General features: G+C 71.2%; 20 protein-coding genes and 1 pseudogene. 17 read left to right on the forward strand and 4 right to left on the reverse strand.

All coding sequences use genetic code 11. From position 1 onward, the window contains the following. The first annotated feature begins 141 nt into the window (after nucleotides 1-141). The 4 genes from leuC (at nucleotide 142) to AB0D46_RS04935 (ending at nucleotide 3,365) form a co-directional block, all read left to right on the forward strand. Nucleotides 142-1,566, forward strand: a complete 1,425-nt coding sequence (gene leuC, locus AB0D46_RS04920) for a 3-isopropylmalate dehydratase large subunit (protein WP_362875859.1) — start codon at nucleotides 142-144, stop codon at nucleotides 1,564-1,566. Nucleotides 1,567-1,569: 3 nt separating this feature from the next. Next, nucleotides 1,570-2,163 carry a 3-isopropylmalate dehydratase small subunit gene (leuD, locus tag AB0D46_RS04925; RefSeq protein ID WP_362875860.1) on the forward strand — a complete coding sequence of 198 codons (594 nt, stop codon included), beginning with the start codon at nucleotides 1,570-1,572 and terminating at the stop codon, nucleotides 2,161-2,163. Nucleotides 2,164-2,300: 137 nt separating this feature from the next. After that, complete coding sequence (locus AB0D46_RS04930) at nucleotides 2,301-2,528, forward strand: hypothetical protein (RefSeq protein WP_362875861.1); 228 nt, start codon at nucleotides 2,301-2,303, stop codon at nucleotides 2,526-2,528. A gap of 144 nt (nucleotides 2,529-2,672) precedes the next feature. After that, nucleotides 2,673-3,365, forward strand: coding sequence for an HU family DNA-binding protein (locus tag AB0D46_RS04935; protein WP_362875862.1), 693 nt, complete (start codon nucleotides 2,673-2,675; stop codon nucleotides 3,363-3,365). 326 nt (nucleotides 3,366-3,691) lie between these two features. On the opposite strand, the pseudogene cofC reads toward AB0D46_RS04935, so the two are convergent. Beyond that, nucleotides 3,692-4,342 (reverse strand): annotated as a pseudogene (gene cofC / locus AB0D46_RS04940) (2-phospho-L-lactate guanylyltransferase); the annotation flags it as partial. Nucleotides 4,343-4,529: 187 nt separating this feature from the next. Here cofC and AB0D46_RS04945 point away from each other — a divergent pair. Genes AB0D46_RS04945 through AB0D46_RS04955 form a run of 3 tightly spaced genes read left to right on the forward strand, consistent with a single transcriptional unit; the run spans nucleotide 4,530 to nucleotide 7,486 of the window. Further along, nucleotides 4,530-5,282, forward strand: a complete 753-nt coding sequence (locus AB0D46_RS04945; RefSeq protein WP_362875863.1) for a lysophospholipid acyltransferase family protein — start codon at nucleotides 4,530-4,532, stop codon at nucleotides 5,280-5,282. Further along, nucleotides 5,279-6,289 (forward strand): NAD(P)H-dependent glycerol-3-phosphate dehydrogenase, encoded by a 1,011-nt coding sequence (locus AB0D46_RS04950; protein ID WP_362875864.1) that lies wholly within the window; start codon nucleotides 5,279-5,281, stop codon nucleotides 6,287-6,289. Before AB0D46_RS04945 ends, AB0D46_RS04950 begins: the two co-directional genes overlap by 4 nt. 39 nt (nucleotides 6,290-6,328) lie before the next feature. Then, nucleotides 6,329-7,486 (forward strand): D-alanine--D-alanine ligase family protein, encoded by a 1,158-nt coding sequence (locus AB0D46_RS04955; protein WP_362875865.1) that lies wholly within the window; start codon nucleotides 6,329-6,331, stop codon nucleotides 7,484-7,486. A 125-nt stretch (nucleotides 7,487-7,611) separates the two neighbouring features. On the opposite strand, the gene AB0D46_RS04960 is transcribed toward AB0D46_RS04955, so the two are convergent. Together AB0D46_RS04960 and AB0D46_RS04965 are read right to left on the reverse strand one after the other, a co-directional pair. Continuing rightward, nucleotides 7,612-8,103: a DUF3515 domain-containing protein gene (locus AB0D46_RS04960; RefSeq protein WP_362875976.1), complete on the reverse strand. Its 492-nt coding sequence runs from the start codon at nucleotides 8,101-8,103 to the stop codon at nucleotides 7,612-7,614. 23 nt (nucleotides 8,104-8,126) lie between these two features. Beyond that, entirely contained in the window at nucleotides 8,127-8,360 is a 234-nt protein-coding gene (locus AB0D46_RS04965) for an Lrp/AsnC ligand binding domain-containing protein (protein ID WP_281206340.1), read from the reverse strand. 272 nt (nucleotides 8,361-8,632) lie between these two features. Here AB0D46_RS04965 and AB0D46_RS04970 point away from each other — a divergent pair, with 272 nt between their 5' ends. Both AB0D46_RS04970 and thiD read left to right on the forward strand, forming a co-directional pair. Then, nucleotides 8,633-9,616, forward strand: coding sequence for a thiamine-phosphate kinase (locus tag AB0D46_RS04970; RefSeq protein ID WP_362875866.1), 984 nt, complete (start codon nucleotides 8,633-8,635; stop codon nucleotides 9,614-9,616). Beyond that, entirely contained in the window at nucleotides 9,613-10,431 is an 819-nt protein-coding gene (gene thiD / locus AB0D46_RS04975; RefSeq protein ID WP_362875867.1) for a bifunctional hydroxymethylpyrimidine kinase/phosphomethylpyrimidine kinase, read from the forward strand. Before AB0D46_RS04970 ends, thiD begins: the two co-directional genes overlap by 4 nt. A 137-nt stretch (nucleotides 10,432-10,568) precedes the next feature. Here the strand turns inward: thiD and rpmB are convergent, their stop codons facing one another. Then, complete coding sequence (gene rpmB / locus AB0D46_RS04980; RefSeq protein WP_073911113.1) at nucleotides 10,569-10,754, reverse strand: 50S ribosomal protein L28; 186 nt, start codon at nucleotides 10,752-10,754, stop codon at nucleotides 10,569-10,571. A 242-nt stretch (nucleotides 10,755-10,996) separates the two neighbouring features. Between rpmB and AB0D46_RS04985 the strand changes: the two genes are divergently transcribed. The 8 genes from AB0D46_RS04985 (at nucleotide 10,997) to rnc (ending at nucleotide 19,040) form a co-directional block, all read left to right on the forward strand. After that, on the forward strand, nucleotides 10,997-12,661 hold the full coding sequence (locus AB0D46_RS04985) for a DAK2 domain-containing protein (protein ID WP_362875868.1): 1,665 nt from the start codon (nucleotides 10,997-10,999) through the stop codon (nucleotides 12,659-12,661). 26 nt (nucleotides 12,662-12,687) lie between these two features. Beyond that, nucleotides 12,688-14,889 carry an ATP-dependent DNA helicase RecG gene (gene recG, locus AB0D46_RS04990; RefSeq protein WP_362875869.1) on the forward strand — a complete coding sequence of 734 codons (2,202 nt, stop codon included), beginning with the start codon at nucleotides 12,688-12,690 and terminating at the stop codon, nucleotides 14,887-14,889. Between the two features lie 76 nt (nucleotides 14,890-14,965). Next, on the forward strand, nucleotides 14,966-15,544 hold the full coding sequence (rsmD, locus tag AB0D46_RS04995) for a 16S rRNA (guanine(966)-N(2))-methyltransferase RsmD (RefSeq protein ID WP_362875870.1): 579 nt from the start codon (nucleotides 14,966-14,968) through the stop codon (nucleotides 15,542-15,544). A 29-nt stretch (nucleotides 15,545-15,573) separates the two neighbouring features. Beyond that, nucleotides 15,574-16,053, forward strand: a complete 480-nt coding sequence (gene coaD, locus AB0D46_RS05000) for a pantetheine-phosphate adenylyltransferase (protein WP_281206353.1) — start codon at nucleotides 15,574-15,576, stop codon at nucleotides 16,051-16,053. 124 nt (nucleotides 16,054-16,177) lie between these two features. After that, entirely contained in the window at nucleotides 16,178-17,218 is a 1,041-nt protein-coding gene (locus AB0D46_RS05005; protein ID WP_362875871.1) for an ATP synthase F0 subunit B, read from the forward strand. A 103-nt stretch (nucleotides 17,219-17,321) separates the two neighbouring features. Beyond that, the gene (locus AB0D46_RS05010) at nucleotides 17,322-18,011 is read left to right on the forward strand and encodes a DUF177 domain-containing protein (protein WP_362875977.1); all 690 of its coding nucleotides are present in this window, start codon (nucleotides 17,322-17,324) and stop codon (nucleotides 18,009-18,011) included. Nucleotides 18,012-18,013: 2 nt separating this feature from the next. Further along, entirely contained in the window at nucleotides 18,014-18,187 is a 174-nt protein-coding gene (gene rpmF / locus AB0D46_RS05015; RefSeq protein ID WP_003965982.1) for a 50S ribosomal protein L32, read from the forward strand. A 19-nt stretch (nucleotides 18,188-18,206) separates the two neighbouring features. Then, complete coding sequence (gene rnc, locus AB0D46_RS05020) at nucleotides 18,207-19,040, forward strand: ribonuclease III (protein WP_362875872.1); 834 nt, start codon at nucleotides 18,207-18,209, stop codon at nucleotides 19,038-19,040. The last annotated feature ends 50 nt before the right edge of the window (nucleotides 19,041-19,090 follow it).

A 19,090-nucleotide genomic window follows, 5' to 3' on the forward strand; every position in this document is an offset into this window, starting at 1 on the left:
TTTCCAAGAACAGGCGAGTCTGTATGTGCGGGTCCACGAACCACTGGGTCCGAGCCGTCGATCCGCGCGGGGGGTGCGGGCGATCAGGCGCACCAGGTCTCTATGAAGCGCCGGCACAACCGGCCGGCCGGAGGGAAAGCGATGGGTAGGACACTCGCGGAGAAGGTCTGGGACGACCACGTCGTCCGGCGCGCCGAAGGCGAGCCCGACCTCCTCTTCATCGATCTGCACCTGCTGCACGAGGTGACCAGCCCGCAGGCCTTCGAGGGTCTGCGCCAGGCCGGCCGCAAGGTCCGACGCCTCGACCTCACCATCGCGACCGAGGACCACAACACCCCCACCATCGACATCGACAAGCCGATCGCGGACCCGGTCTCCCGGGCCCAGCTGGAGACGCTGCGCAAGAACTGCGCCGAGTTCGGCGTACGCCTGCACTCGCTGGGCGACGTCGAGCAGGGCGTCGTCCACGTCGTGGGCCCGCAACTGGGGCTGACCCAGCCGGGCACCACGGTGGTCTGCGGCGACTCGCACACCTCCACGCACGGCGCCTTCGGCGCGCTGGCATTCGGCATCGGCACCAGCCAGGTCGAGCACGTGCTGGCCACCCAGACGCTGCCGCTGGCCCGCCCCAGGACGATGGCGATCACCATCACCGGCGCGCTGGCCGAGGGCGTCACCGCGAAGGACCTGATCCTGGCGATCATCGCCAGGATCGGCACCGGCGGCGGCCAGGGCTACATCCTGGAATACCGCGGCGAGGCCATCGAGCAGCTCTCGATGGAAGCCCGCATGACCATCTGCAACATGTCGATCGAGGCCGGCGCCCGCGCGGGCATGATCGCCCCCGACGCCACCACCTTCGACTACCTCAAGGGCCGCGACCACGCCCCCGAGGGGGCGGACTGGGACGCGGCCGTCGAGTACTGGAAGACGCTGCGCACCGACGACAACGCGGTCTTCGACGCCGAGGTCGTCATCGACGGCACGACGCTGGCCCCGTTCGTCACCTGGGGCACCAACCCCGGCCAGGGCGCGCCGCTGTCGGCCAACGTCCCCGACCCGGCTTCGTACGAGGACGCTTCGGAGCGGTACGCCGCCGAAAAGGCCCTGGAATACATGGGGTTGACCGCCGGCCAGCGGCTGCGGGACATCAAGGTCGACACCGTCTTCGTAGGTTCCTGCACCAACGGCCGCATCGAGGACCTGCGTGCCGTCGCCGGGATCGTCGAGGGCCGCAAAGTCGCCGACGGCGTACGGATGCTGGTCGTCCCCGGCTCGGTGCGCGTCGCGCTCCAGGCCGTGGAGGAGGGCCTGGACAAGGTCTTCAAGGAGGCCGGCGCCGAATGGCGGCACGCGGGCTGCTCGATGTGCCTGGGCATGAACCCCGACCAGTTGGCCCCCGGTGAGCGCTCCGCGTCCACCTCCAACCGCAACTTCGAGGGCCGGCAGGGCAAGGGCGGACGCACCCACCTGGTCTCCCCGCAGGTGGCCGCGGCCACCGCGGTGCTGGGCCATCTGGCCTCGCCCGCCGACCTGTCCGACGCCCCCGCGACCGCCGGAGTCTGAACCATGGAAGCCTTCACCACCCACACCGGCCGGGCCGTCCCGCTGCGGCGCAGCAACGTCGACACCGACCAGATCATCCCGGCCCACTGGCTGAAGAAGATCACCCGCGACGGCTTCGAGGACGGGCTCTTCGAGGCCTGGCGCAAGGACCCGGAGTTCGTCACGAACCGTCCGGAGCGCGCGGGCGCCACCGTGCTGATCGCGGGCCCCGACTTCGGTACGGGTTCCTCGCGCGAGCACGCCGTCTGGGCGCTGCAGAACTTCGGCTTCAAGACGGTCATCTCCTCCCGCTTCGCCGACATCTTCCGCGGCAACTCGCTGAAGAACGGTCTGCTGACCGTCGTTCTGCCGCAGGAGACCGTCGAGCGGCTGTGGGAGCTGACCGAGGCCGACCCCACCGCCGAGGTGACCGTCGACCTGGTGGACCGCAAGGTCCGAGCCGCTGGCGTCGAGGCGGAGTTCGAACTCGACGACAACGCCCGCTGGCGCCTTCTGGAGGGGCTGGACGACATCTCGCTCACCCTTCAGAACGAAGGGGACATCAGCACCTACGAAAGCACCCGCCCGGCGTTCAAGCCGCGCACGATTAGGGCGTGATTCCAGCCTGATCAGCGCTTATTCACCTACGGGTGATCACATCGACAACACTGTGCCCCTCGCCTTCCGGCGGGGGGCACAGCTGTATGTTGAGGCCCCGTGAGGCGACAACTCGCCCCAGATGGCACAATCTGTGCATGGAACGCGACAGTCAACTGGAGCTCTGGGAACTCGTCGCCGACCGACTGAAAGAAGCACACACAAGGGTGCGCACACTGCAAGTCCCGGAGGGCGTAAGGATGGCGCTGTCCCGGAAGCTGTTGGTCGCCACTGCCGCGGCGAAGCATGATCTCGCCGACGCGGCAAGGCGCCTGGACAGGTTGATGAAGGACCTCGACGAGGGTCGATTCCCTGAAGGCGACTGATGCGAAGGAACTCCGTAACGGACTGCATCGTTGCGGCACTAGGGTGATTAGCCCGTTTCGTGTTTGATTTGCGGTATATATCCGCCTAACGTGCGAAATAAGCTTGAACACATTCGTTCTGGCGAAGTCTCCGAAGGGGAAGACGTGAACAAGGCGCAGCTCGTAGAAGCGATTGCCGACAAGGTGGGCGGCCGCCAGCAGGCCGCCGACGCCGTCGATGCGGTACTCGACGCGATCGTCCGCGCAGTCGTCGCGGGCGACCGGGTCTCGGTCACGGGCTTCGGCTCGTTCGAGAAGGTCGACCGGCCGGCCCGCTACGCCCGTAACCCGCAGACGGGTGAGCGCGTCCGGGTCAAGAAGACCTCTGTTCCCCGCTTCCGCGCGGGCCAGGGCTTCAAGGACCTTGTCAGCGGCACCAAGAAGCTGCCCAAGGGCGGCGAGGTGTCCGTGAAGAAGGCGCCCAAGGGCAGCCTGAGCGGCGGCGGCGCCTCGGTGACCGTCAAGAAGGCCGCGGCCAAGAGGGCCACCACCGCGAAGAAGGCCGCGGCGAAGACCGCCGTCGCGAAGAAGACCACGGCCACGCCGGCGAAGAAGACGACCGCCACCGCCAAGAAGGCCACCGCCACGGCGAAGAAGGCCGGCGCGACGGCCAAGAAGACCACGGCGACCGCGAAGAAGGCGGCCGTGAAGTCCACGACGGCGGCGGCGAAGAAGACCACCGCCAAGAAGACCGCTCCCGCGGCCAAGAAGGCCACCGCGAAGACCACGGCGCCCGCCACCAAGACGGCGACCGCCCGCAAGACCACCGCGAAGAAGACCACCGCTCGCAAGAAGTAGGGCACGAGTCACACACGCCGGGCCGGTTTCCCCACCGTGGGGAAGTCGGCCCGCGGTGCTTTCCCCGCAGGTCAACGGGGTGCCTGGTGACGCAGCGCCCGCCGGCGCCGGCAGGCGCGTCAGAAGGTCTGCAGCGTGACCAGCGTGATGCGCAGGGCCGCGCCCTCGCCGTCCGTCTCGATCCGCACCCGCTGTCCGGGGCGCAGCAGTCGCAGACCGCCCGCGTCGAAGGCCGGGGCGCCGAAGGGCACCGGGGTGCCGTCGTCCAGCAGCACGCTGCCGCTGCGGGTCTGGGAGTCGTACGTGTACGCGGTCGCCTGCATACGCGCACTGTATCGGGCGGTGTGGCGGCCCACACCGAGGGTGAGGGCCGTGCGCAGATCGGCCGCGGTGTCCACGTCCCGACGCACGCTCTCGACGTCCGGCAGGGCGATTTCCACCGCGCCCGACGCCGAATGCCGGGCCCGGGAGGGCCCTCCGAACGAGGGTGCCAATTCCACGTCCGGAGCAGCGGAAAGCAGAGTCGTCCCGATTCCCGCCGCATCCGCCAGAAATGCCCGGGGAAATGCCGAAGCGTTATCGAGCACGCGTAGCAATTCCGGTGCCCGCAAAGCGGGCAGATCGGCGTTCATCGCGGCCACCCGAGCCCCGGGGCGCCCCCTGCGCACCGCCCCGGCGCCGTGCGCGAGGGCCGCGTTGAGGCCGGCGCCCGGGGCGTCGGCCAGGATCCGCGCCCCCAGCCTGGCCAGTTCCGCACCGGCCAGGGAGTCGTCCGTGACGACCACCACATCCGCCACCGCCGCGCAGGCCAGCGCCCCCGCCACGGTGTCCTGCGCGAACGCCAGCGCCCATCCCGGGCGGGACGAGCCGACGGCCGCCGCGAGCCGGCTCTTGGCCACCGCCAAGGGCTTGAGCGGAACCACCAGACTCCACACGGCGTTCGTGGCGGACTCCTTCCTTCCGGCGCGTTCACGCACCCCCCGGCCATCGGCAGGTCATGGCCTGGTCATCAGTCGGCCCATTGTCGCCCCCGACCGGCCACTGGGGGGCCCGGTGGTGCGGGCGGGGCGTACGGTGTCCTCGACAGAGACCGGACCTGGGGCGAGACTTGTCCGGCCGATGAGGTGCCCAAGCCGCGCACCGGTCCTAGAGGAAGGTGTCCGAGTGTCCCGCCGCAGAATCGGCTTCTGGTACCGCCTGGCAGCGGTCATCGCGAAACCGCCGCTGGTAGTGCTCTTCAAGCGGGACTGGCGGGGAATGGAGCACATTCCGGCCGACGGTGGATTTATCACCGCCGTCAATCACAACTCGTATCTGGACCCGCTGTCCTACGCGCACTTCCAGTACAACACCGGCCGGGTGCCCCGATTGCTCGCCAAGGCCGGACTCTTCAAGGTGCCTTTCGTCGGCATGATCCTCCGCGGATCGGGCCAGATCCCCGTCTACCGGGAGACCACGAACGCCCTGGACGCATTCCGGGCCGCCGTGGACGCCATCGAACGCGGTGAATGCGTCGCCTTTTACCCGGAAGGCACCCTGACCCGGGATCCCGAGATGTGGCCGATGGCCGGCAAGACCGGCGCCGCCCGGGTGGCGCTGATCACCAAGGCGCCCGTCATTCCGGTGGCCCAATGGGGCGCGAATCTCGCGATGCCGCCCTATGCCAGGGAGAACAAGCTCAGCCTGTTCCCCCGCAAGACCCTCCAGGTCCTCGCCGGACCGCCCGTGGACCTCTCGGCCTTCCACGACCTGGAACCCACGCCGGACGTCCTCAAGGGCGCCACCGAGGCCATCATGGCCGACATCACCAAACTCCTGGAGGAGCTGCGCGGGGAGAACGCCCCCGCGCAGCCCTACGACCACCGCAGGGCCAGGGCGCAGCAGCGGCGCGACGCCGCGGGGGAGGACAACAAGTGACACGTCCCGTGAAGGTGGCCGTCTTCGGAACCGGCTCGTGGGGAACGGCCTTCGGCATGGTGCTCGCCGACGCCGGCTGCGAGGTGACCCTGTGGGGCCGCCGGCAGGAACTGGCCGACGCCATCAACAACGGCCGGACCAACCCCGACTACTTCCCCGACGTGGAACTGCCCGCGAACATGCGGGCCACCACCGACGCCGCACAGGCCGCGGACGGCGCCGACTTCGCGGTCCTCGCGATCCCCTCGCAGACCCTGCGCGGCAACCTCGCCGCCTGGGCCCCGCTGCTCCCGGCCGACGCCGTCCTCGTCTCCCTGATGAAGGGCATCGAACTCGGCAGCGCCAAGCGGATGAGCGAGGTCATCGAGGAGGTGGCCAAGGTCCCCTCCGAGCGGGTCGCCGTCGTCACCGGCCCCAACCTGGCCCGCGAGATCGTCGCCCGGCAGCCCGCCGCGTCGGTCGTCGCCTGTGTGGACGAGGCCGTGGCGCAGCGGCTCCAGGCCGCCTGCCACACCCCGTACTTCCGCCCGTACACGAGCACCGACGTCATCGGCTGCGAGCTCGGAGGCGCCGTCAAGAACGTCATCGGCCTCGCCGTCGGCATCGCGGACGGCATGGGGCTGGGCGACAACACCAAGGGCTCCCTCATCACCCGAGGCCTCGCCGAAGCCACCCGCCTGGGCCTGGCCATGGGCGCCGACCCGCTGACCTTCTCCGGACTCGCCGGGCTCGGCGACCTCGTCGCCACCTGCTCCTCGCCGCTTTCCCGGAACCACACCTTCGGCACCAACCTGGGCCGCGGGATGACCCTGGAGGAGACCATCGCGGTCACCAAGCAGACCGCCGAGGGGGTCAAGTCCTGCCAGTCGGTGGCGGATCTGGCCAACCGGTACGGAGTGGACATGCCGATCACCGACACCGTCGTCGACATCGTCCACCACGGCAAGCCCACGCTGGTCGCCCTGAAGGAACTCATGGGACGCAGCGCCAAACCGGAACGGCGCTGACTCCGTTCCGGCCGTTCGAACGGGTACCCTCGTGGCGATATGAGCAGCGAGAACCTCCCCCAGACCCCTGAGCAGCAGGGCCGCAAGCCCCGCGTGGCCGTCGTGTTCGGCGGCCGCAGCTCGGAACACGCCATTTCGGTCGTCACGGCAGGCGCCGTGCTGCGTTCCATCGACCGCTCCAAGTACGAGGTGCTGCCCATCGGCATCACCACGGACGGCCGGTGGGCGCTGACCGCCGACGAGCCCGAGCGCATGGCCATCGCGGACCGCGAGCTGCCGAGCGTGGAGACGCTCGCCGACTCCGCCGACGGCAGCGTCGTGCTCTCCGTCGACCCGGCCAGCCGCGAGGTCGTCTACACCGAGCCCGGCGCCGTTCCCAAGGCCCTGGGCGAGGTCGACGTCGTCTTCCCCGTCCTGCACGGCCCGTACGGCGAGGACGGCACCCTCCAGGGCCTCCTGGAGCTCTCCGGGATCCCGTACGTCGGCTCGGGCGTCCTCGCCTCGGCCGTCGGCCAGGACAAGGACTACATGAAGCGGGTCTTCACGTCCTTCGGGCTGAAGGTCGGCCCGTACGTGACCATCCGCCCCCGCGAGTGGGAGGCCGACCAGGACGCGGCCCGCGCCAAGGTCCTGGACTTCGCCGCCGAGCACGGCTGGCCGCTGTTCGTGAAGCCCGCCCGCGCGGGCTCCTCCATCGGCATCACCAAGGTCGACGACGCCGCCGGACTGGACGCCGCGATCCGCGAGGCCCGCCGCCACGACCCGAAGATCATCGTGGAGGCGCTGCTGCGCGGCCGCGAGATCGAGTGCGGGGTGCTGGAGTTCGAGGACGGCCCGCGCGCCAGCGCGCCCGCCGAGATCCCGCCGGTCTCCAGCCACGACTTCTACGACTTCGAGGCGAAGTACATCGACTCCGCCTCCGGGATCGTGCCCGCCCCGCTCACCCCGGAGCAGACCGCGGAAGTGCAGCGCCTGGCGATCGAGGCGTTCGACGCCGCGTCCTGCGAGGGCCTGGTGCGCGCCGACTTCTTCCTCACCGAGGACGGCGAGTTCGTCATCAACGAGATCAACACGATGCCGGGCTTCACCCCCATCTCGATGTACCCGCGCATGTGGCAGGAGGCCGGCATCGAGTACCAGCAGCTGGTGGACCTGCTCATCCAGGCGGCGCTGCGCCGCTCCACCGGGCTGCGCTAGCAGGCGGCCCGGACCCCGGACAGCCGACCGCCCGCCGCCGCGCTCATCGAGCGCGGCCGGCGGGCGGCGGTGTGCGGGCGGCGGATCCGGTGGGACGGATCCGGTGGGGGAACGCGTCGACGGACTCAGTAGGACGAGATGCCGACGGGCACGGACTCGGCAACGGCGCCGGACAGCCCGACCAGCATCCCGGCATCCGTGGCATGCTCCTCGTCGACCAGGACCTCGGTGTAGGCCAGCCGTGACCCGGTGGTGAACCGGTACCCGCCGTCGTCCGTCTTCTCCAGCAGCCAGCCGACGCCGTTCACCTCGACGCCCTCCTGTTTCGGATCCGCCATCTTGGGGGGCTTGGGGATACCGCACCGCAGTACGATCGCCGAGCCGCCCCACGCGGCCGTCAGATCCGAGCGCGGTTCGGTGGTGGTCCGCGCCAGCCCGGCCACCTCTTCGGGGAGCTTCTCGTGCAGCGTCGCACAGAGCCCCGCGACGTCGGCGGGCGGAGCGGGCGGCGGATCCACCGTGACCCCGGAATCCCCCGGGGCGCAGCCCGCGAGGGCCAGGAGGACCGCGGCGGCGGGCGGGGCGAGCAGACGGAGCGGCCGGCGGTGCAGTGACATCACCGGCCCAGAGTAGACGGGGGCTACAGATGGACCACCGGGCAGGTCAAGGTGCGGGTGATGCCCTCCACCTGCTGGACCTTGGCCACCACCATGCGGCCGAGATCGTCGACGGTGTCGGCCTGGGCGCGCACGATCACGTCGTAGGGGCCCGTCACGTCCTCGGCCTGGATCACCCCCGCGATCTGGCTGATGGACTCGGCGACGAACGACGCCTTGCCCACCTCGGTCTGGATGAGGATGTACGCCTGTACCACGGAACCTCCAGGGCGGCCACGGGGATCATTTCCCCTAACCTTCGGATGGGCCCGGGGACAACGGGCGGGCCCCGGCACGAAGGGACGCCACGGTACCGCGTCGCCGCGTGCCGCGGGGAGACCCTTCCCGCACGTGCCGTGGGGAGATCCGATGGACCCGGCGCCACGCACCGCGAGGCGTACGGAAAGCAGCAGTTGACGTATCTGTTGACGGTACCCAGAGCTGTGACGGCTCGCGACCGCAAGCGGACTTGCCAAGAAGGGGCACAGCGATGAAGGGCACTGTGGGCGAGCTGGGGGAGTTCGGGCTCATTCGGGAGCTCACCTCACGGCTCACCACCACCCCGGCGGTCCGGCTCGGACCGGGCGACGACGCCGCGGTGGTGTCGGCACCCGACCGCCGGGTCGTGGCGAGCACGGACATCCTGCTGGAGGGCCGGCACTTCCGGCGCGACTGGTCCACGGCCTACGACGTCGGCCGCAAGGCCGCCGCGCAGAACCTGGCCGACATCGCCGCCATGGGCGCGGTACCGACCGCGCTCCTGCTCGGCCTGGTCGTGCCGGCGGAACTGCCGGTCACCTGGCCCACCGAGCTGATGGACGGCATCCGCGACGAGTGCCAGGTCGCGGGCGCCGCCGTGGTCGGCGGCGACGTCGTACGCGGCGACACCATCACCGTCGCCATCACGGCCCTCGGTGACCTGCGCAACCACGAGCCCGTGCTGCGCTCCGGCGCCCGCCCCGGCGACGTGGTGGCCGTGACCGGCTGGCTCGGGTGGTCCGCCGCCGGGTTCGCCGTGCTCTCGCGCGGCTTCCGCTCTCCGCGCGCCTTCGTCGAGGCCCACCGCAGGCCCGAACCGCCGTACCACGCGGGTCCGGCGGCCGCCGGACTCGGCGCCACCGCCATGACCGACGTCAGTGACGGGCTGATCGCCGACCTCGGGCACATCGCCGAGGCGAGCAAGGTGCGCATCGACGTGCGGTCGGGGGCCGTGGACATCCCGACCCAGATGCACGACATCGGCCAGGCCGTCGGCGTCGACCCGCTCCAGTGGGTGCTCACCGGGGGAGAGGACCACGCCATCGTGGCGACGTTCCCGCCCGACGTGAAGCTGCCGGCGCGCTGGAAGGTCATCGGGGAGGTCCAGAACCGCTCCGCGCTGCCCCAGGTGACGGTGGACGGCGCCCCCTGGACCAGCACCGGCGGCTGGGACCACTTCGGCGCCGACCCGGCCCCCGAGGAGAACCTGCGATGAGCGGCCCCGTACCGCCGCTGTGCCTGACCGTCGCCGGATCCGACTCCGGCGGCGGCGCCGGCGTCCAGGCCGACCTCAAGGCCATGCTCGCGCTGGGCGTGCACGGCATGAGCGTGCTCACCGCCGTGACCGCCCAGAACTCCCTCGGCGTGCACGGGGTCTGGGAACTGCCGCCCGAGGCCGTCACGGCCCAGTACCGGGCCGTCGTCGACGACATCGGGGTGGGAGCGGTCAAGACCGGGATGCTGGCCTCGGCCGTCCTCGTCGAGACCGTCGCGGAACTGCTGGCCGGTACGGACGCCCCGGCGGTCGTGGACCCGGTGGGCGTCTCCAAGCACGGGGACGCGCTGCTCGCCGCCTCGGCGCTGGACGCCGTACGCGAGGAACTGCTGCCCCGGGCCACGGTCGCGACGCCGAACCTGGACGAGGTCGCCCAGCTCACCGGCATCGTCGTCGAGGACGAGGACGGGATGCGGCGGGCCGCCGACGCGATCCTGGGCCACGGAGCGCGGTGGGCGCTGATCAAGGGCGGACACCTCGCGGCGCACGGCGGCGAGGCCGTCGACCTGCTGACGGACGGGACCGAGGAGCACTGGCTGCGGGCGCCCCGCCACGACAACCGGCACACGCACGGCACGGGCTGCACGCTGGCCAGCGCCGTCGCGGCCGGCCTGGCCAAGGGGCGGACGGTCCCGGAGGCCGTCACGGAGGCCAAGGCGTACGTCACCGGCGCCATCGCGGCCGGCTTCGCGCTCGGCGCGGGCATCGGCCCCGTGGACCACGCCTGGCGGTGGAAGGGCACCACCAAGCGCTAGAACCCGTGCGCGGGTCCCCGGTTCACGCCGGGGGCCGGCGGCTCAGGAAGGTTCCGGGCAAGGCAAAAGGCCGGTTCACCTGGGTGAACCGGCCTTTCTGGCAACCGAGAAGGGCTGCGCGACGACGACGGAGGCCGTCAGCGCGAGACCTTGCCGGCCTTGATGCACGAGGTGCAGGCGTTGAGGCGCTTCGGCGTCCCATTGACCACGGCACGGACGCGCTGGATGTTCGGGTTCCAGCGACGCGAGGTGCGGCGGTGCGAGTGGGAGATGCTGTTGCCGAAGCTCGGCCCCTTGGCGCAAACGTCGCAGTTGGCAGCCACAGGTCACTCCAAAGACTTCAGATGCACTTACAGTGAAATCCGGCGCACCGGAATCAGAGATCTGAAGTGGCTTGCCGGACGAATGGCCCGACTCTCGACGGGCAACCTGAGCAGCATACAACGACTGCTTCGGTCCAAGAAAACTACCATGTGAGCCACCGGCCCCGCCCCGGGGTCCCGGGCCGGCGGCCGCCCTTCGTTACCCTGCGGTGAACCCTGGCCCGCACAAGGAGGAACGCCCGGTGGCGAACGAGCCCGGCCCGCACACCCTCGACGCCGAAGCGGTGCGCACCTGGAGCTCGCTGGCCCTGGCCGCACTGGGCCGGGCCCGCGAGGACATCGACGCGATCAACGTCTACCCGGTCGCGGACGCCGACACCGGCACCAACCTCTACCTGACCGCCGAGGCGGCCCACCGCGCGCTCACCGAAGCCTTCGAGAAGGCCGACGGCGGGGTGACCGAGGGCACACCCGGGACCGCCTCCCTGGCCGAGGCCGTACGCGCCTACGCGCACGGGGCCCTCATAGGCGCCCGCGGCAACTCCGGCACGATCCTCGCCCAACTGCTGCGGGGCGTCGCCGACGTCCTGGGCGCCGAGCGCGCGCCCGCCGAACGCGCCCCCGGCACCCTGCTGGCCCGGGCCCTGACCAGGGCCGCGGAGGAGGCGTACCAGGCCGTCGCGCACCCCGTCGAGGGCACCATGCTCACCGTCGCGGGCGCCGCGGCCCGCGCCGGGGCCGCCGTGGAGAGCGCCGCCGCCACCGCCGCCGACGTCGCCAGGGCTGCGTACGACGGCGCCCGCGCGGCCCTCGCCGAGACCCCGGGACAACTCGCCGCGCTGAGCCGCGCCGGCGTCGTCGACGCCGGGGGCTGCGGGCTCGTCGCCGTACTCGGGGCCCTGTGGCAGGCCCTGTCCGGCGAGGCGCCCGCCGAGGAGCCGGTGCGCGGTCGGGCCGTGCCCGTACCGTCGACGCCGCAGCCCTGCGCCGAGGAACAGGGCGGACCCGGCTACGAGGTGATCTACCTGCTGGAGGCCTCCGAGGAAGGCGTCGGCGAGCTGCGCGAGCGCCTCGACGGGCTCGGCGACTCCCTGGTGGTGGTCGGCGGCGACGGCCTGTGGAACGTCCACGTGCACGTCGACGACCCCGGCGCCGCCGTGGAGGCCGGAGTCGTCGCCGGCCGGCCGTACCGGATCCGCATCACGCACTTCGGCGACGAACGCCGCCGCGCCAAGGCCCCGCGCGCCCAACGGGCCGTGGTCGCCGTGGTCCCGGGCGAGGGGCTGGCCGCCCTGTGCGGGGAGGCCGGCGCGACCACCGTGCTGGCCCGCCCCGGCGAGGCGCCCGCCGTCACCGAACTCCTCGACGCCGTCGGCCGGGCCCACGCCCGCGAGGTGATCCTGCTCGCGGGCTCCGTCGAACTGCGCGCCGCCGCCGTCGCCGCCGCCGAACGGGCCCGCGCCGACGGGATCCGCGTCGCCGTGATCCCCACCCGGTCCGCCGTCCAGAACCTGGCCGCGCTCGCCGTGCACGACCCCGACGCCAGCTTCGACGAGGACGTCGTCGCGATGACGGCCGCCGCCGGCGCCACCCGGTACGCGGAACTCGCCGTCGCCGAGGCCCGGTCCTTCACCTCCGTCGGCATCTGCCAGGCCGGCGACGTGCTCGGCCTCATCGACGGGGACGTCGCCGTCATAGGCTCGGGCCTGCCCGAGACGGCCGAGGCGGTGCTGGAGCGGATGCTCGGCTCCGGCGGCGAACTCGTCACCCTCGTACTGGGACCCGAGGTCCCCGACACCCTGGCCGCGCACCTGGAGGCGTACGTCCAGCACGGACACCTGGCCGTCGACACCGTTACCTACCGGGGCGGACGCTGGTCGGCGCCCCTTCTCATCGGGGTGGAATAGCCGGCTTGTCGGCGCCATGGTGTGCAATGGAACACGTGCCCGCGCTCGACGAAGACCTCAAGAAGACCCTCGGCCCCGCCACCGCCAAGGTGCTGGCCGAGCAGCTCGGCCTGCACACGGCCCTGGACCTGCTGCACCACTACCCCCGGCGGTACGCCGAGCGCGGCGAGCTGACCCCGCTCGCCGAACTCGCCGACCAGATCGACGAGCACGTCACCGTCGTCGCCCAGGTCGCCGACGCCCGACTGCTGACCTACCAGGGCAGCCGAGGCGGCGGAAAGCGCCTGGAGGTGACCATCACCGACGGCAGCGGCCGCCTCCAACTGGTCTTCTTCGGCGCCGGCGTCCACAAACCGCACAAGGACCTGCTGCCCGGCAGCCGCGCCATGTTCGCGGGCAAGGTCTCGAAGTTCAACAACAAGCTCCAACTGGCCCACCCGGCCTACGAACCGCTCGGCGCGGACGCCTCCGACCAGGACGCCGCCAGCGCCTTCGCGGGCCGGCTCATCCCGATCTACCCGGCCTGCGCCAAGATGGAGTCCTGGAAGATCACCAAATGCGTCGACGCGGTACTGCCCGGCGTCGGCGAGATCGTGGACCCGCTCCCGCCCGCCCTGCGCGAGGGCCGCGGGCTGCTCCCGCTCACCGAGGCCCTCCTCAAGATCCACCGACCCACCACCAAGGCCGACATCGAGGACGCCCGCCAACGCCTCAAGTGGGACGAGGCCTTCGTCCTCCAAGTGGCCCTGGCCCGCCGCCGGCACGACGACTCCCAGCTCCCGGCCGTCCCGCGCCGCGCCACCCCCGGCGGCCTCCTCGACTCCTTCGACGCCACCCTGCCCTTCACCCTCACCGAGGGCCAGCAGACCGTCTCGAAGGAGATCTTCGACGGCCTGGGCACCAGCCACCCCATGCACCGACTCCTCCAGGGCGAGGTCGGATCCGGGAAAACGATGGTGGCCCTGCGGGCCATGCTCGCCGTCGTCGACTCCGGCGGACAGGCCGCGATGCTCGCGCCGACCGAGGTGCTCGCCCAACAGCACCACCGGTCCATCACCGAGATGATGGGCGAACTCGCCGAGGGCGGCATGCTCGGCGGCTCAGACCGGGGCACCAAGGTGGTGCTGCTCACCGGCTCTATGGGCATGCCCGCCCGCCGGCAGGCCCTGCTCGACCTGGTCACCGGCGAGGCCGGCATCGTCATCGGCACCCACGCCCTGATCGAGGACAAGGTCCGCTTCCACGACCTCGGCCTGGTCGTCGTCGACGAACAGCACCGCTTCGGCGTCGAACAGCGCGACGCCCTGCGCTCGAAGGGCAAGCAGCCCCCCCACCTGCTCGTCATGACGGCCACCCCGATCCCGCGCACCGTCGCCATGACCGTCTTCGGCGACCTGGAGACCTCCGTCCTGGACCAGCTGCCCGCCGGGCGCTCCCCGATCGCCACGCACGTGGTGCCCGCCAAGGACAAGCCGCACTTCCTCACCCGCGCCTGGGAGCGGGTCCGCGAGGAGGTGGAGAACGGCCACCAGGCGTACGTGGTCTGCCCCCGGATCGGCGACGGCGAGGACGAGCCCAAGAAGAAGAAGGCCGCCGAGGAGGACGGCGACCGGCGGCCCCCGCTCGCGGTCCTGGAGATCGCCGAACAACTGGTCAAGGGACCCCTGTCCGGGCTGTCCGTCGAAGTGCTGCACGGCCGGATGGACCCCGCCGACAAGGACGACGTGATGCGCCGCTTCGCCGCCGGCGAGGTCAAGGTGCTGGTCGCGACCACCGTCATCGAGGTCGGGGTGAACGTACCGAACTCCACCGTCATGGTGATCATGGACGCGGACCGGTTCGGCGTCTCCCAACTCCACCAGCTGCGCGGCCGCGTCGGCCGCGGCTCCGCCCCCGGCCTGTGCCTGCTGGTCAGCGAGATGCACGAGGCGAGCCCCGCCCGGGCCCGGCTCGCCGCGGTCGCCGCCACCCTCGACGGGTTCGAACTCTCGCGGATCGACCTGGAACAGCGCCGCGAGGGCGACGTCCTCGGCCAGGCCCAGTCGGGCGTGCGCTCCTCGCTGCGGATGCTCGCCGTCATCGAGGACGAGGAGGTCATCGCCCAGGCCCGGGAGGAAGCCACCCGCGTCGTCGCCGCCGACCCAGACCTGGAGCGGCTGCCCGGACTGCGCACCGCGCTGGCCGCCCTGCTGGACACCGAACGGGAGCAGTACCTGGACAAGGGCTGAACGGCGGCCCCCCGGCGGCACGACCTATCGTGGGGCGGGAGACCGACATCCCGCCCACCCCAGCGAAGGACCCCAGATGACCCGCGTGATCGCCGGCACCGCCGGCGGGCGGCGGCTGACCGTGCCGCCCGGCACCGGCACCCGCCCCACCTCCGACCGGATGCGCGAGGGGCTCTTCTCCACCTGGGAGTCGCTGCACGGCCTGGAGGGCGCCCGGGTGCTCGACCTCTACGGCGGCTCCGGCGCCGTGGGCCTGGAAGCCCTCTCCCGGGGCGCGGCCCACGCCCTGCTCGTCGAGGCCGACGCCAAGGCCTCCCAGGCCATCCGACAGAACATCACGACCCTGGGACTGCCCGGCGCCGAGTTCCGCCCGGGCAAGGCGGAGCAGATCGTCGCGGCCACCGCGCAGGGGGACCCGTACGACATCGTCTTCCTGGACCCCCCGTACGCCGTCGAGCACGGCGATCTTGGCGAGATCCTGCTCACACTCCGGTCCAATGGCTGGCTCACCGACGATGCGCTCGTCACCGTGGAGCGCAGTACGAGGAGCGGTGCGTTCCCGTGGCCCGAGGGCTTCGAGCCGCTCCGCTCGCGCAAGTACGGCGAGGGCACGCTTTGGTACGGTCGCGCCGCCTTCACCAGCGAAGATTCATGATGCCCGCACGGGAGAGCGAGGGACTTCAGTTGCGCCGCGCCGTCTGTCCGGGGTCGTTCGACCCCATCACCAACGGACACCTCGACATCATCGGCCGGGCCTCCCGGCTCTACGACGTGGTCCACGTCGCCGTGATGATCAACCAGTCCAAGCAGGGCCTCTTCACCGTCGAGGAGCGGATCGAACTCATCCGCGAGGCGACCGCCGACTACGGGAACATCGAGGTCGAGTCCTTCCACGGGCTGCTCGTCGACTTCTGCAAGCAGCGGGACATCCCGGCCATCGTCAAGGGCCTGCGCGCGGTCAGCGACTTCGACTACGAACTCCAGATGGCCCAGATGAACATGGGCCTGTCGGGAGTCGAAACGCTGTTCGTGCCGACCAACCCGACCTACAGCTTCCTGTCGTCCTCCCTGGTCAAGGAGGTCGCGGCCTGGGGTGGCGACGTCGCCCACCTGCTCCCCGCGCACGTGCACGCGGCGCTGATCGAGCGACTCGGCTCCAAGTGACCGGGCGGCGGCCGGACCGGGGTTCCCCGGTCCGCGTCGCCCGCCGGTCCGGTGGCCCTACAGTCGTCTCCTCAGCCGTCCCGTCCGTCCCGGCACCGGCCCGGGGCAGAGAGTGCGAGCCCCCATGGACGTACAGAAGAAGCTGGACGAGATCGTCGCGGCCGTCGGCGCCGCCCGGTCCATGCCCATGTCGGCCTCCTGCGTGCTCAACCGCACCGAGCTCCTCGCCCGACTCGACGAGTTGCGCCAGGCCCTGCCCGGCTCCCTCGCCCAGGCGCGCGAGCTCCTCGGCGGCCGGGAGCAGATGGTCGAGGAGGCCCGCCGGGAGGCGGAGCGGATCATCGGATCCGCGCACGCCCAGCGGGGCGCGCTGATCGCCGACACCGAGGTCGCCCGCCGCTCGCAGGCCGAGGCGGACCGGATCCTGGCGGACGCCCGCCGCGAGGCCGAGGAGATCAGGGCCGAGGCGGACGACTACGTCGACAGCAAGCTCGCCAACTTCGAGGTCGTCCTCGGCAAGACCATCGGCGCGGTGGACCGCGGCCGGGAGAAGCTGTTGGGCCGCGGCCCCGGCCACGGCCGGGAACACCCGGACGACGCGGACGCCCCCGAGCGCAGCGAGGACCCGCGCACGCAGCGCGAGCAGGCGGACGCGTACGTCGACACGAAACTGGCGACCTTCGAGGCGGTGCTCGCCAAGACCCTGGAGGCCGTCGGTCGGGGCCGCCAGAAGCTCCAGGGCCGGGGCCGGAGCGACGACCTCGGGGCCCACGTGGCCGCCCAGGACGCCGTCGGGGGCCGGGCGGGACGCCCGTCGAGCGACGCGGACTTCCTGGCGGGCCTGGCCGAACCGGCCCCGGCGCACGTTCCGATCCCGGCGCAGGCGCAGCCGGAGCCCGCGTACGAGGCCTACTACCCGCAGCCGGTGGCCGCGCAGCAGGACGCGTACGGCTACCAGGACCCCTACGGGGGGCAGGCGTACGGCACGCAGCAGCAGCCCGCGTACGTCGATCCGTACGGCGGCGGGCAGCAACCCGACCCGTACGCGGCGTACCAGCAGCCGCAGCAGCCGCAAGCGCGGCAGCCGGCGCTCGACGAGACCAGCTTCTTCGACACGGGCATGATCAACCTGGACCAGCTGCGCCCGTACGAACAGGGGCGCTAGCCCGGATTGGGTCCAGGGCGCGTCGCCGGGTATCCTGGCACTTCGGTCGCGCGTATGCACCGCGATCCATGCTGCCCGTAAGCGGTTCCCGCTTGTGCGGCAGGTGTTTGATCTTCAACGATCCGTGAAAGCAGGAACGGCCCTGAATACCCGCCTTGACCACCGCGACCCCCTCGTGTTCGACACGCACGAACTGGGTCGGCGTCCGGGTGCCATGCAGCGGCTGTCCCGTGAGATCGCGACCCCGGCGGACTTCGGTCTCGCCGGTGTCATCGGAGTGCCGGAAGGCACCCCGATGAAGCTCAAGCTCCGCCTGGAGTCGGTCATGGAAGGGGTGCTTGTCACAGGCACCGCCCGTGCATCGGCCGTGGGGGAGTGCGTAAGGTGTCTGGAGACCGTCGAGCGTGAGCTCAAGGCGGACTTCCAGGAGATGTTCTCGTACCCTGACGCCGACGACCGGACCCGCTCCAAGGCGGAGCCGGCCGACGACGCCGAGGACGACGAGGACACTCTCTTCCTCGAGGACGGCTTGTTCGACCTCGAACCCGTGCTGCGCGATGTGGTGGTGCTCGCACTGCCCATGCAGCCGGTGTGCCGGGAGGACTGTCTCGGACTGTGCCCCGATTGCGGGCTCAGCCTGAACGACGACCCGGACCACCACCATGACGCCGTCGACATCCGTTGGGCGGCATTGCAGGGACTCGTCGTGACCGATCAGGACGACGAGAAGGACAACATGAGCGGCACTGCCTCTGACGGAGTTCAGGGCGCCGCCGAGAAGCAGGAGAAGTAGCCGTGGCTGTTCCGAAGCGGAAGATGTCGCGCAGCAACACGCGCCACCGCCGGTCGCAGTGGAAGGCTGCGGTCCCCACCCTGGTTTCGTGTGAGCGTTGCCAGGAGCCGAAGCTCCAGCACATTGCGTGCCCGAGCTGCGGCACCTACAACAAGCGCCAGGTCCTCGAGGTCTGAGCGGCTGGTGAGAGGCGCAATGTCTGAGCTGTCCAACGCTGAGAAGCAGGCAGACAGTAAGAACGCGGCCTCGTCCCACACGCTTCTGGAAGGGCGGCTCGGGTACCAACTCGAGTCCGCCCTTCTGGTGCGTGCGCTGACCCACCGTTCGTACGCGTACGAGAACGGCGGTCTGCCCACCAACGAACGCCTGGAGTTCCTCGGGGACTCCGTGCTGGGCCTGGTGGTCACGGACACGCTGTACACCACCCACCCCGACCTGCCTGAAGGCCAGCTGGCCAAATTGCGGGCCGCGGTGGTCAACTCGCGTGCGCTGGCGGAGGTGGGGCGCGGCCTCGAACTCGGCTCCTTCATCCGGCTCGGCCGGGGCGAAGAGGGCACGGGTGGCCGGGACAAGGCCTCCATCCTCGCCGACACCCTTGAAGCGGTGATCGGCGCGGTCTACCTCGATCAGGGCCTCGACGCGGCCTCGGAGCTGGTTCACCGGCTCTTCGACCCGCTCATCGAGAAGTCCTCCAACCTCGGGGCCGGCCTGGACTGGAAGACCAGTCTCCAGGAGCTCACGGCGGCTGAAGGCCTCGGCGTACCGGAATATCTGGTGACCGAGACCGGACCGGACCACGAAAAGACCTTTACCGCTGCTGCCCGCGTCGGTGGTGTCTCGTACGGCACCGGCACCGGCCGCAGCAAGAAGGAAGCGGAACAGCAGGCAGCGGAGTCCGCCTGGCGCGGGATCCGTGGCGCGGCGGACGAGCGGATCGCGGCGGCCGCCGCGCCCGTCGCGATGCCCGCCGCCGCTGCGGCCGAGGACGACGGGGCGCCGACGCCCGCCGAACCGACGCCGGGCGCCTGACGGCACCGCCCCTTCGGGTGTTTCCCCGCCCGCCCCCTGCCCCGGCAGGA

Source organism: Streptomyces sp. NPDC048383 (genome assembly GCF_040651775.1).
In the GTDB taxonomy this organism is placed as follows: domain Bacteria; phylum Actinomycetota; class Actinomycetes; order Streptomycetales; family Streptomycetaceae; genus Streptomyces.

Excerpts from the sequence above, each read along its gene's own strand:
- leuD (WP_362875860.1), top strand. The coding sequence starts at position 1,570 with ATGGAAGCCTTCACCACCCACACCGGCCGGGCCGTCCCGCTGCGGCGC.
- leuC (WP_362875859.1), top strand. The coding sequence starts at position 142 with ATGGGTAGGACACTCGCGGAGAAGGTCTGGGACGACCACGTCGTCCGG.
- rsmD (WP_362875870.1), top strand. The coding sequence starts at position 14,966 with ATGACCCGCGTGATCGCCGGCACCGCCGGCGGGCGGCGGCTGACCGTG.
- AB0D46_RS05005 (WP_362875871.1), top strand. The coding sequence starts at position 16,178 with ATGGACGTACAGAAGAAGCTGGACGAGATCGTCGCGGCCGTCGGCGCC.
- rnc (WP_362875872.1), top strand. The coding sequence starts at position 18,207 with ATGTCTGAGCTGTCCAACGCTGAGAAGCAGGCAGACAGTAAGAACGCG.
- AB0D46_RS04930 (WP_362875861.1), top strand. The coding sequence starts at position 2,301 with ATGGAACGCGACAGTCAACTGGAGCTCTGGGAACTCGTCGCCGACCGA.
- recG (WP_362875869.1), top strand. The coding sequence starts at position 12,688 with ATGGAACACGTGCCCGCGCTCGACGAAGACCTCAAGAAGACCCTCGGC.
- AB0D46_RS04955 (WP_362875865.1), top strand. The coding sequence starts at position 6,329 with ATGAGCAGCGAGAACCTCCCCCAGACCCCTGAGCAGCAGGGCCGCAAG.
- AB0D46_RS04960 (WP_362875976.1), bottom strand. The coding sequence starts at position 8,103 with ATGTCACTGCACCGCCGGCCGCTCCGTCTGCTCGCCCCGCCCGCCGCC.
- thiD (WP_362875867.1), top strand. The coding sequence starts at position 9,613 with ATGAGCGGCCCCGTACCGCCGCTGTGCCTGACCGTCGCCGGATCCGAC.
- AB0D46_RS04970 (WP_362875866.1), top strand. The coding sequence starts at position 8,633 with ATGAAGGGCACTGTGGGCGAGCTGGGGGAGTTCGGGCTCATTCGGGAG.